The sequence below is a fragment of the Paenibacillus vulneris genome (assembly GCF_039543185.1).
GTDB lineage: Bacteria > Bacillota > Bacilli > Paenibacillales > NBRC-103111 > Paenibacillus_S > Paenibacillus_S vulneris.
Genome location: NZ_BAABJG010000006.1, coordinates 437981 through 450363, shown reverse-complemented (window position 1 = coordinate 450363; position 12383 = coordinate 437981). Strand labels below are relative to the sequence as shown.

Here is a 12383-nt window from a genome sequence, read left to right as displayed (position 1 = left end):
GCAAGTTACCTTGCTGCTGCGGCAGGCTGGCTTCTATAGAGACACACTCCATTACTGAAACGAGGGACTTCTTTTATGCAGGAAACTATACGGTATTCCATTATCGTTCCTATGTTCAACGAACAGGAAGTGATCGAGGAGACTTACCGCAGACTCAAGCGGGTGATGGATACGCTCGACGAGCGGTATGAGCTGCTGTTTGTTAACGACGGGAGCAAGGACCGGACAGCCGATATCGTAAAGGAGCTCTGCGCGGAGGATGCGAATGTGCGTCTGTTGAATTTTGCCCGCAATTTCGGCCATCAGATAGCGATTACGGCCGGGATGGATCATGCGGAGGGCCAAGCCATTGTCGTCATTGATGCGGACCTGCAGGATCCCCCGGAGGTCATTCTGGAAATGATTGAGCTGTGGAAGAACGGCTATGACGTCGTGTACGGCAAACGTCTGGAGCGGAAGGGGGAAACATGGTTCAAAAAATGGAGCGCCCACCTGTTCTACCGTTTGTTAAAATCGATGACCAGCGTGGATATTCCCGTGGATGCGGGGGATTTTCGCTTAATCGACCGCAAAGTATGCGATGTTATGAAATCGATGACGGAGAAGAACCGTTATGTACGGGGGCTTGTCAGCTGGACCGGATTCAATCAGACATTCGTCGAATACACGAGAGAAGAGCGGTGGGCCGGGGTTACCAAGTACCCTCTGCGCAAAATGCTCCGTTTTGCCGTAGATGCCATTACCTCCTTCTCCTACAAGCCGTTAAAGGCAGCGGCTTATCTTGGGTTTCTGGTGTCTGCCGTCAGCTTTATTTATATCCTGGTCGTTGTTTACCAAAGGCTGTTCACCAATACGACGATAACCGGATGGGCCTCGACGGTAGCAATCAATTTGTTCTTTAACGGTATCGTGCTGATCATTCTGGGGATTATCGGCGAATACATCGGGCGCATTTACGACGAAACGAAGGGGCGGCCGCTGTATATTATTTGGGAGCGGGCAGGGTATGGACAGGAACGGAAGAACAGGTCGCGCACAGAACCGCAGGATCGCCATGAAGCTATCCGATAAATCGGCTCGAACGATCGGCCAATTCATTAAATTTAACTTGGTAGGGGTTGCCAATACGGCCATTGACTTGTGCGTCTTCCTGGTCCTGTATTCGGCATGCGGAATTTCAGTCTATGCAGCCCATATTCTGGCTTATTTGGCGGGGACGATCAACAGCTTTTACTGGAACGGGCGATGGACCTTCGGTCAATGGGGAGGACGGGGGAAGACATGGGCCTTTCTCCGCTTCGCCTTACTGAACGGGATAAGCTTGGGTTTATCTACCCTTGGCATCCTGCTGCTTACCCGGTATGGACATTGGGAGGTACTGTGGTCGAAGCTGGCGGTTACCTGCTGTATGATGGTGGTCAATTTTTTTGCCAGTCGAATGTGGGTTTTCGTCAAAGCTTCAGAGAAAGGGTAAAAGGGGAGCGAACCGCTTCCCATACAAGTTTTTTTTAGCGATAGAAAGAGGCAGTGAAAATCATTTATGGGAGGTACGTTATGAGTTTATTAAAGAGCCTCGGCTTCGGGCGGAGAAATGCCGCATTCATTCTTTGTTTATCCCTTATGCTATCGTTGTTTGTGATATATCCGGCAAGCGCAGCGACCCTGTTTAGCGATAATTTCAATAGCGGCAATGCGAACAATTGGACAGCGACTACAGGGACCTGGTCCGTTGTTCAGGACAACGGCAATTATGTGTATTATCAATCCGGCACGGAGGAAGGCCGCACATCGGCAGGCAGCTCCGCCTGGACGGATTATAGCGTAGAAGCGAATGTCAAGATTGATAATTTCAACGGCTCCAACCGTACTTACGTGGCCGGCCGGTATAAGGACGGCAATAACTTCTATGCCGCCTCGTTATATAACAGCAGCGGAGGCACTTTGGAGATCCGCAAAAAAGTAAACGGTTCCACCACGACCCTGGCGACAAAAACGAACTATGGGCTAACCGCCGGAACCTGGTACACCGTGAAGCTGGAACTCATTGGCTCCTCTATTAAAATGTATGTGAACGGCACCCTTCAGCTTTCTGCAACGGATACAAGCCTGACTTCTGGGGCAGTAGGGCTGGTGGCCTTCAAAACAGTTGCGAAATTCGATAATATTACCGTTTCCGACAGCTCTTCATCTACACCAACACCTACACCGACGGCAACTCCGACACCAACGCCAACGCCAACGCCAACACCAACACCAACACCAACACCAACACCAACACCAACACCAACACCAACACCAACACCAACACCAACGCCAACACCAACACCTTCACCTACAGCGACTCCGACACCAGGGACACTCAGCCAATATAATGTGGCAGGCTTTTCTGCAGGCAATACGGGAGGCGGCAACATTCCAGAGACCGACTCGCGGTATAAAAAAGTATACAACGCAGCCGATTTGGCAGCAGCCCTCAAGAAAGGCTCCGGAGTGAAGGTCATTGAGATTATGAATGATCTGAATCTGGGATGGAACGAGATCCCGGACGCTGCCAAGGTGACTCCTTTTGTTGCCAACAACACGCCATTAACCCATCCGGTTCTCCTGAAGACCGGGGTCAGCAAGATCTATATCGACGGCTTCGACGGTCTGACGATTTTTTCCGCTAACGGGGCCAAAATCAAGCATGCTTCCTTCGACATCAAGTACTGCTCCAACATCATCATCCGCAATCTGGAATTCGATGAGCTGTGGGAGTGGGATGAGTCGACCAAAGGAAATTACGATAAAAATGACTGGGATTATATCACTATTGAAGGAGCCAGCTCCAAGGTATGGATCGACCACTGCACCTTCAATAAAGCGTACGACGGACTTGTCGATGTGAAGAAGGGCAGTAACGGGGTTACGATATCCTGGTCCACCTTCAGGGGGGACGACCGCAGCTCCAACAGCTGGGTAACGCAGCAGATTAACGCCATGGAGGCGAATATGTCGGCTTATCCGATGTATGCCTATCTGCGAAGCAGTGCTATAGGTCTCACCAAGGCTGATATTATCGCCATTGCGGCCTCCCAAAAGAAAGGCCATCTCGTGGGGGCCACGGAATTCGCTTCGGACAATGCCAACCTTCAAGTGACTCTGCATCATAATTATTATCAGGATATTCAAGACCGGATGCCTCGCTTAAGAGGCGGCAATGCCCATGTATACAATATCGTCATGGATAATGCCGCGGCATGGGCGGCGAAGCAAAAGATCACCTCCGCGATGGAATCGGCACTCTCCTCCAAAGGCTATCACTTCGGAGTGACAAGCAACGGAGCTATCTCCACCGAGAATGGAGCCTTGCTGCTCGAAAAATCACAGATCATCGATGTAGCCTCTCCAGTACGCAATAATCAGGCGGATGCGTCAGACGCAAGCTATACGGGGAAAATTCGGGTACTGGATACGATGTATTCTCTGAACGGCTCGTCCTTCAGAGGCGGCAGCGACACGTCCGGAAGTCCGTTGGCTCCAGTGCCTGCAGCCGTTAAGGCATTTTCGTGGAATGGCTTTAGCTCGCTGCCTTACAGCTATACAACGGATGATCCGTCGACACTGAAAGCGAGATTGACCGCTTCCAACGGCTCGGGTGCCGGCAAGCTGACTTGGACCAAAACCAACTGGCTGCTGACGAGCTATTAATAGTTGATGAAGTAAGAAGGCCGTTCGCAGCATTCGCTGTGAACGGCCTTGTGATATTTGCAGGGAAAAAAGGATTAAGGGACTTTAACGACAAACGGAACGGTCACAACTTTCCCTTCATGCTGGAATTGCCCCCAGATCTTATAGACGCCGGACTTCGGGAACGTTGTCATAAACTTGGCATCCGGTCCGGTCGCCTTCTCCTCCATCGGATGAACATGCAGGTACTGCTCAGCATCGTCGCTCAAAATAACGACATGTCCTACAGCGCCGAGATACTGCTGCAAATTCGTAATGGGCTTTTTGGTAGCGGCATCCTTGATCGTAAAGGTCAAGGTGGCTTCCTTGCCGGCTTTCAGCGGCTCGTAAGCAAGTGTGATTTCCTTGCCGTCCACCGTCTTGGTCATATTGGCATCCGGTTGAATAGGCTCCGGTTTTGCGGGATCGCCCTGTACCGTGATCCATTGGCTCTTGGTTGTAGAGCTCTTGCCTGACGGAACAAAATCAGCGAACAGCTTGTATTGGCCGCCTGCGGGAAATTGCGTCGTAATATCGAACAGTCCCTTGCTCTTGTAGTCCGGGTGAATGTGATTAAAGTAAGACAAGTCTTTGCTTACGACGATCAAATGCATCTTTTTCTCGTGCGAGACCTCAAAGCTTTCGACGGCCTTATCGCTGTTGTCGGTAATTTGTATGCCGACCTTGGCATCCTGCTTCGATTGGGGTTTGTCCGGGGTCAGCAAGAAGGCGGCCCTGACGTCTTCCGTTTTGGCCGTTTCCGCACCGTGTCCCGCGTGACCGCCAGGGGCGGCCGCTCCCATATTCATGCCTTCATGCCCGGAAGAGGCGGGAGCGTTCTTGCCGCAAGCCGATAACAGCGCGGCGGTTACTATAATGGCTATTGCAGCTTTTTTCATGAGGGGGATCCTCCTTAGAGTTTTGCGAAGCAAAACTTGCTTCGAAAGGGTAGGCTTAGAGTTTTGCGAAGCAAAACTTTGCTTCGAAAGGGTAGGCTAGAGTTGAGACTGTTGAAAAACATGTGAAGCTTGAAATATTGCTATTATACTCCGGTGGGGTATACCTCTCCAGCCGCTGTTGAAACCCGTGAAAGTTGATTCTATTAAGCGGTATTTTCACGGGTTTCAAAGGCGGACGTAAACTCCTCCGAGGCATACCCCACCTCCGTATTTAGCATAGTTCACACAAAGCTAGGTTTTTCAACAGCCTGAGTTTTGCGAAGCAAAACTTGCTATATTCCATTTTCGACAGCAGTGCGTCGTTTAAATCCTTTGACCGCACATGGATGATGATTAACAGTTGACTGATGATCAATGCTCGCAAGGCGAGCAGCTGAGTGCTGAAGCGGCGGCGCGCCTTGGCAGCCTTTCTATACCGCACTTCGCAGAGCGTCGATGGAAACCCGCTGGATAAACCTCGCGAATTTTTCCTTCTTCTTGGCATTCTGCTGATAATAATCTATCAGCCCGGTTACGATAGGAATGATTCGTTCCGGAGGAATATCCGACAGAAACAGCTCGGCGATCGTTGGTTTTACAGATTTGGGATCGCCGCCTATATAGATGTCGTAGCGGTCTTTCATTTTGACGACTCCGATATCCTTGAGCAGCGGCTCGCTGGTTCCGAGAGCACAGCCGGCGTAGCCGATTTTGAGCGGGCTCGGAACAGGCAGACCTGCAACCGCATCGTTTAATGCGGTCGCCATATCCAAGCCGGCTTCCTCAGCCCCCCGGCAAAAATTGCAGGCAATGAGGCTCTTCGTATAAAATCCCGCAGGGTAGATATGAAGCCCATGCTGCTTAAGCTGACTCTGAACCTCCGCCATACGTTCCTCATCCATTTCAACGTACAGCTGCTTGAAGGTCGTGAATTCGATCTTGGCATCCGGTCCGACAATGGAGCCAAGCAGGGCGAGCTGCTCCGGCTTGAACAGGCTTCCTCCCACTTCAAAGCCGGGGGATACAGCAAATTTACTGGTTTTCATTGGGGAACCTCCTCAGAGTTTCGTGATGCGAAACTGACTTCGAAAGCATAAGCTAGGTTTCGCGAAGCGAAACTACTTCGAAAGCATCGGCCGAGTTTCGTGAAGCGATTTACAGCTTAACCCGCTGCAGCCGCAGCGCATTGAGTACAACCGATACGGAGCTGAGCGCCATGGCGGCTCCTGCAACCCATGGGGCAAGCAGACCAATGGCCGCGATAGGAATGCCAAGCGAGTTATAGGCCAGTGCCCAGAACAGGTTTTGCTTAATGTTAGCCATTGTTTTTTTGCTCATCACCATCGCATCCGGGATGCTCGTAAGCTCGCCGCGCATCAAAGTGACGTCGGCGGCTTCCATTGCGATATCCGTTCCGGTTCCGATGGCGATTCCGACATCCGCTGTAGCCAGCGCCGGCGCATCGTTAATGCCGTCGCCGACCATAGCGACTTTTTTACCTTCGGCCTGCAGCTTTTTCACTTCGTCCGCTTTGCCTTCAGGCAGCACTTCCGCCAGCACGCGGCTGATGCCGACCTGATCGGCAATGGCGCGGGCGGTCCGCTCGTTATCACCGGTAATCATGATAACCTCGATTCCCATTTGCTTCAGCCGCGAAATCGCTTCGCGGGATGTTTCCTTGATCGTATCGGCGACGGCAACCATCCCTGCGAATCGTCCGTCAATGGCGATCAGCATCGCTGTTTTGCCCTCGGCCTCGAGCTGTTCCATCTCTTTAAGAGCTTCGGCATAGGAGACGCCTTCGCGTTCCAGAAGCTTGCGGGTGCCGACTAGGATTTCTTTGCCGGTCACTATGGCACGGATACCGTAGCCGGGTATCGCCTCGAACTGTTCAGGCTCAAACAGCTCCAATCCTTTCTCTCGGATGCCTTCCACGATAGCTTCCGCTAACGGATGCTCGGATTGCTTTTCGGCAGAGCCGACAAGCTGAAGCGCTTCGCGTTCATCCATCCCGACAATCCGAACGTCGGTCAATGCTGGTTTCCCTTTGGTCACTGTGCCGGTTTTGTCGAGCACAATCGTCTGAATGTTGTGCATCGATTCCAGATGCTCTCCGCCTTTAAAGAGGATACCGAATTCCGCTGCGCGGCCGGAGCCTGCCATAATGGAGGTCGGAGTGGCCAGGCCGAGGGCACATGGGCAGGCGATAACGAGAACGGCGATCGCTTTTTCCAAAGCGCTGGCAAAATCACCAGGAACTACGGCGAAGTACCAAACCAGAAATACGACAATAGCAATACCTACCACGATAGGAACAAAAATGCCGGAAATGCGGTCCGCAACTCGTTGAATAGGGGCTTTGGAGCCCTGGGCGTCTTCCACGACCTTGATGATCTGGGCAAGAGCGGTTTCTTTCCCTACCTTGGTTGCTTGAATCTTCAAGCTGCCGTTTTTGTTTACCGTAGCGCCAATCACAGAATCCCCGGCTTTTTTCTCGACAGGAAGACTTTCACCGGTCAGCATCGATTCATCCACGGAGGAGATACCATCCAGCACCTCGCCGTCCACAGGGATTTTCTCACCGGGTTTCACCAGAACAATATCGCCGGCAATGACCTCTTCAACCGGAATGCTAACTTCACGGCCGTCCCTTATGACAAGCGCGGTTTTGGCCTGGAGGCCCATGAGCTTTTTAATCGCTTCGGAAGTGCGGCCTTTGGCGAGTACCTCGAACAATTTGCCCAGCAAAATGAGCGTGATCAGGATCGCACTTGTTTCATAGTACATTTCCGGAGCATGGTGGCCGCTGGTGCCCAGAGCCCATTGAACCGTCAAATAAAGACTGTAGAAATAAGCGGCAGAGGTTCCCAGTGCGACCAGAACGTCCATATTCGCGCTTTTATTGCGGAGAGCCTTATAGGCTCCGACATAAAACTGGCTACCGATGATGAATTGCACAGGGGTAGCCAGGGCCAACTGAACCCAAGGGTTCATCAGGAAATCGGGCAGGTAAATCCAGGAGGTGAAGGAGAAATGGCTCACCATGGCCCATAGAAGAGGCACCGAAAGGATAGCGGAAACCCATAGCTTTCTTTTTTGAGCCGTTATTTCTTTTTGTTTGTGATCCGAATCCTCGCCGCTGCTATCCTGCTTGACGCGCGCCTCGTACCCGATCTTTTTTACCCGATTGATCATGTCTTCGATGGTCACTTCAGCTGCGGAATATTGTACATGAGCCGTTTCGAGAGCGAAATTCACCGTGGCCGAGCTGACGCCGGGAAGCTTATTCAGGACCTTTTCGATTTTGTTCGCACAAGCGGCACAGGTCATTCCGCTCAGGTCGAAATCAACCGAATCCTTCACGGTATCGTAGCCCAAGGCTTGAATTTTTTGTTCCAGGCTGTTGAGGTTGACTTTATTGGGATCGAAAGTAACCGAGGCTCTTTCCAGAGCGAAATTGACATTCGCATCGGCTACGCCGTCCATTTTCTTCAAGCCCTTTTCGATCCGGTTAGCACAGGCCGCACAGGTCATACCGGATATTTGTAAAGTGGATTGATGCTGCTCTTGCTGTTGTTGCATAGAGTCCAACTCCTTTATTATATACCCTTAGGGGGTATATTTTGATGAAAAAAAATAGGCTATCATCATTTTTGCCGGGCAGTGCCGAATTATTTCACGTCGTAGCCTTGAGCTTCAATAGCATCTTTAATGGAAGCAAGGGTCACGCTCGTTTCTTCATATTGTATCGAAACGGATTTGGATGCCAAATCGACCTTTCCTTGTACGCCGATCTCCTTTAACGCGCCTTCTATCGACCCCACGCAATGCCCGCAGGACATTCCTTCAACTTGTAAAATAGTTTGCTTCATATTTATCCTCTCCTTGAACACATCATAAAATGTCATTTTTTATTATGCCAACCTGTTGCTGATACATACACTATAATATACCCCCATGGGGTATGTCAATGGGCGCATAATAAAAAAATTCGCTGATAAGGAGAATGTCGGGATGTAGCCTCATTTCTTGATAAATCCAGGCTGATTGAGAAACCTGCTTTTTTGGGAGCTACGTTATATACGGAGGAGGGGTATACCTTGAAGGAGTGTTTTTCAATTTGCAAGCCTATTAGGTTCAAAAAACAAACTCCCTTCCGCCAATATGGCGAAAGGGGGAACGAAGGAACGTATCAGGCTCCGAGCTTCCGCATTCGGAAGCTTAACAACAAAAGGAAGAGAAGCAGGATGCCGCCTTGAAGTGCGATGGCACCAGAGATGGATAGCCCCAGATCGACGGCGACATAGTACAAACCGGACCCGGCCAGCATCAAGCTGTTCTCCACCAGGTTTTGTACGGCTATCGTTTTCCCGGCTCCGGTGATGCGCAAGCCCTCCTCTTGGAGTACCGTATTCATGGGGACGATAAAGATGCCTCCCATACAGCCTACGGCCAGCAGTAAAACGATGGCAACCGGAGTGCTGTGAATCCAGGGGAACACGAAGATCAGCGCCGCCATAATATAGCCGAAATGAACGGACCTGAAAAATTGCTTGAGCTGAACGAGCTTGGGCGCCAGGAAAGCACCGGCAATGATGCCTATGGATGTCGTGGCAAGGATTAGGGATACTTGAGCGTCATCGGAGCGAAAGCCCAGCGAGATTGGAATCCAGGCTAAGACAGCAGTCCGGAGAACAGCGGAGCTCATCCAGAAGGCTCCTGTCCCGATAAGGGAAAATTGCGTCACCGGGTTGCGGAACAATTGCGCAGCGCTTTTGTAAAACCGCAATGCTTCTTGAGAATATTGAATCGTCGAGTCCCCTTGAATTCTGGGGATCCGGAACGTCATGCACAGCGATATGGCGTACAGACCGGCACACACCAGAGCCGATACGATGGATGGGGCGGCGGCAACGATGGCTCCGCCTCCGCCGATCCCTGTGAGAATGGCCAGAATGGTATAGGCTTCAATTCGGGAGTTCGCCTTGAACAGCTCCTGCTCATTGGCAGTAAGCTCAGGCAGAATCCCGTACTTGGCGGGTGAATAGACGACGGCTCCGATGCCGACGGTAAAATAACATAGCATAAGCATCACGATGCTGGAGGAATCTACTATGAGGAGCAGGGCAATGCCGAGCAGCTTAAGGGCATTGCCGGCCACAAGAACCATAGCCTTAGGATATTTATCCGCAAAGGGCCCGACGAAGGGAGCAAGCAGAATGTAAGGGAGAAAGAAGGCCATACTCACCAAGGCCAGTGATTCGGCGGAAAAGCCGTTATGAGTCAGCAGCCCGGATATTACGAGCAGAGACATATTATCGGCGAAGGCTGATAAAAACTGGGTGACGTACAGCGCATTTAAGGCTTTAGGCCGGGTTAGCTTCGCTGCCGGTTCCTTGGTCATTGGCAGGCTGGGATTCATGGGATTCCACTCCTTTGTGTAGAGAAGCATTGAATTGCTTGGTTAAGTTTACGTAGTCGGTTTTGCCGCTGCCGAGCAGCGGGAGCTTATCTATCGTTTCCATACGCGACGGGCACAGCAGCGGAGAAGAGCCTTTGGACGCCATATAGGTCTTCAGCTGCTGAAGGCTGCAGCCCGGCTTCGTCACGAACAGCACGATCCGTTCGCCCTTGCGTCCATCAGGCGCGCTTATCGCTGCAAGAGACAGCGCCGGATCGTCGAAGCATGCAGCGGCCAGCTCCTCCACCTGTTGGAGAGAGACCATCTCTCCGCCGATTTTGGCGAATCGCTTCAATCTGGCTTGTATCGTTACGAAGCCTTGTGCGTCCAGCTCCACAATATCGCCGCAGTCATACCATTCCGGGCAGGGGACAAAGCCTTTGCCGTGAATCAAATAGCCCTTCATAACATTAGGTCCTTGAATATGAAGGCTGCCTCCCGTTTCAATTCCGGGTACGGGCTCGACCTTACAGCGCAAGCCCGGCAGAATCCGGCCCACCGTTCCCTCCTTATAGGCGAGAGGGCAATTGATCGAAATGACCGGCGACGCCTCGGTCGTGCCGTAGCCTTCCAGGATCCGGATGCCGAATTTGCGGCCCCACATCTCCCTTACTTCCTCCTTCAGCTTCTCCGCCCCGGCTACGACGTAGCGCAGGGTATGAAAATCATACGGATGTGCAGCCCGGCCGTAACCGGCCAAAAAGGTGGAGGTTCCGAACAGGATCGTCGCCTTGCGGTCGTATACGATTTCCGGAATAACACGGTAATGCAGGGGACTCGGGTATAGAATGACCGGCACGCCGGTAAGCAGCGGCAGCAAAGTCCCTACGGTAAGGCCAAAGCTGTGAAACATCGGCATCGCATTGAACAACATATCCGATGAGTTGAAATCAAAGACGGCTTTGGCCTGATGAATGTTGGCATACAGCTGCTCGTGTCCGAGAACGACGCCCTTGGGCTTGCTCTCGCTGCCTGAGGTGAACAGGATGACCTCTCGCACCCCTTGAGCGGCTTTTCGCCCGGTCCAGCGATCCAACAGACCCGCAAGCTTATCGGTCAGCCCGACGGATGCTTTGACATCCTCAAGGTAGAGGAGGCGGCACCGTTCGGCCAGCGCCGCGGCGGTCGCTTCCAGCTTGGCGGCTGCGATAAATTGGCGAGAGGTAAGGATCGTCTTGAAGCCTGCAGTCTCACATGCATCGAGAAGGCTTTGCTGTCCGGATGAGAAATTCATCATGGCCGGGGTAATTCCAAGCCGAAACAGGGCGAATAGAGCGATCGCATGACCGATCGAATTCGGAAGCAGCACGCCGGCCGTAGGCTGGGATGCCAGGGCAGGCTCCAGCTTGCGGGCAAAGATGTGTGAGGCCGTGATCAGCTTGCTGTACGTGAGGCGCTGCGTAAGATCCTCGCAGATGATTCGCTGCTTTCCATGGAGAGAGGCCTGATAGACCAGCTCGTCGAACAAGTTGATATTCGGCTTCAGCCTGCTCTGCGTTAACAGCTCTTGAAGCGCCAGCATAATCGTATCGGCCGCTTGCTCCTTTTGCCTTTTCATGGACTGGTTCGGCTGAGCTTCGATGGCGAAGGCATCGCCGATTTGAATGCTGATTTCCGGAAACCATACGGTTTTTATTTTGCTGCCGATATAAGACAGCTTGGAGCGCTCAGCGCCGTTAATCGCGATCGGAACGAGGCGCGCGCCTGTTTTTAATGCTATATAGGCAATGCCGGTATAAATTTTCATCAATCCGCCGGTTGTAGTGATGCGTCCTTCGGGAAAAAGCACGAGCGGCACGCCGCTTTGTACTGTCTTAACCATAGTTCTGACGGAGTACGGATTTAAAGGGTCTACGGTAATATGCCTGCGAAGCTTGAGGGCTAGCCGGAACCGTTTGGCGATCTTGGTGTTGACCACAAATGCAGCTTCATCCGGCAAATATGCGGCCAGCAGGACCGCGTCCAGAAGCGATACATGGTTCGGCATAAGGATGGTCGGCCGGCTGAAGTCGAGCTTCTCCAGGCCGAATATTTTCAATTTAAAGCATAGGCGGAATATCATCTTCAGGATTGCAATAAGGATAGGCATCGTGATCGACTCCTCTTTTGTTGGACTGGCTCTTAATACCTGGTGCTAATTGATACTTGTATTGTATACGCAGCGCATGCAAAAGAAGAGTACTAACTTTTTATAGTACCTTATCAAGAAAAGATCGAAGCAAGCCTACCAAAAGAAGGGGGCTGTGAAAGTGGGGTGAAAAGCGGCGGGAGCATGC

At 51.8% G+C, this 12383-nt stretch carries 9 protein-coding genes; 3 read left to right on the top strand and 6 right to left on the bottom strand.

Features of this window, described 5'->3' with window-relative positions; genetic code table 11:
- Nucleotides 1-75 precede the first annotated feature (75 nt).
- The 3 genes from ABEA66_RS07420 to ABEA66_RS07410 all read left to right on the top strand — a co-directional run bounded on the left by ABEA66_RS07420 (nucleotide 76) and on the right by ABEA66_RS07410 (nucleotide 3690).
- Nucleotides 76-1071: a glycosyltransferase family 2 protein gene (locus ABEA66_RS07420; protein ID WP_345587065.1), complete on the top strand. Its 996-nt coding sequence runs from the start codon at nucleotides 76-78 to the stop codon at nucleotides 1069-1071.
- Entirely contained in the window at nucleotides 1055-1474 is a 420-nt protein-coding gene (locus ABEA66_RS07415; RefSeq protein ID WP_345587064.1) for a GtrA family protein, read from the top strand. Before ABEA66_RS07420 ends, ABEA66_RS07415 begins: the two co-directional genes overlap by 17 nt.
- A gap of 80 nt (nucleotides 1475-1554) precedes the next feature.
- Nucleotides 1555-3690, top strand: a complete 2136-nt coding sequence (locus ABEA66_RS07410) for a pectate lyase family protein (RefSeq protein ID WP_377739830.1) — start codon at nucleotides 1555-1557, stop codon at nucleotides 3688-3690.
- 74 nt (nucleotides 3691-3764) lie between these two features.
- Here ABEA66_RS07410 and ABEA66_RS07405 read toward each other — a convergent pair whose 3' ends face one another.
- The 6 genes from ABEA66_RS07405 to ABEA66_RS07380 form a co-directional block, all read right to left on the bottom strand.
- Nucleotides 3765-4607, bottom strand: a complete 843-nt coding sequence (locus ABEA66_RS07405; protein WP_345587063.1) for a hypothetical protein — start codon at nucleotides 4605-4607, stop codon at nucleotides 3765-3767.
- 470 nt (nucleotides 4608-5077) lie between these two features.
- Nucleotides 5078-5692 carry a nitrite reductase gene (locus ABEA66_RS07400; RefSeq protein ID WP_345587062.1) on the bottom strand — a complete coding sequence of 205 codons (615 nt, stop codon included), beginning with the start codon at nucleotides 5690-5692 and terminating at the stop codon, nucleotides 5078-5080.
- Nucleotides 5693-5801: 109 nt separating this feature from the next.
- Nucleotides 5802-8228: a heavy metal translocating P-type ATPase gene (locus ABEA66_RS07395; protein WP_345587061.1), complete on the bottom strand. Its 2427-nt coding sequence runs from the start codon at nucleotides 8226-8228 to the stop codon at nucleotides 5802-5804.
- 89 nt (nucleotides 8229-8317) lie between these two features.
- Complete coding sequence (locus ABEA66_RS07390) at nucleotides 8318-8518, bottom strand: cation transporter (RefSeq protein WP_345587060.1); 201 nt, start codon at nucleotides 8516-8518, stop codon at nucleotides 8318-8320.
- A gap of 320 nt (nucleotides 8519-8838) precedes the next feature.
- On the bottom strand, nucleotides 8839-10068 hold the full coding sequence (gene lplT, locus ABEA66_RS07385) for a lysophospholipid transporter LplT (protein ID WP_345587059.1): 1230 nt from the start codon (nucleotides 10066-10068) through the stop codon (nucleotides 8839-8841).
- A complete protein-coding gene (locus ABEA66_RS07380) occupies nucleotides 10013-12196 on the bottom strand; it encodes an AMP-binding protein (RefSeq protein ID WP_345587058.1) in 2184 nt (727 codons plus the stop codon). The genes lplT and ABEA66_RS07380 overlap by 56 nt, the downstream gene beginning before the upstream one ends.
- Nucleotides 12197-12383 lie beyond the last annotated feature (187 nt).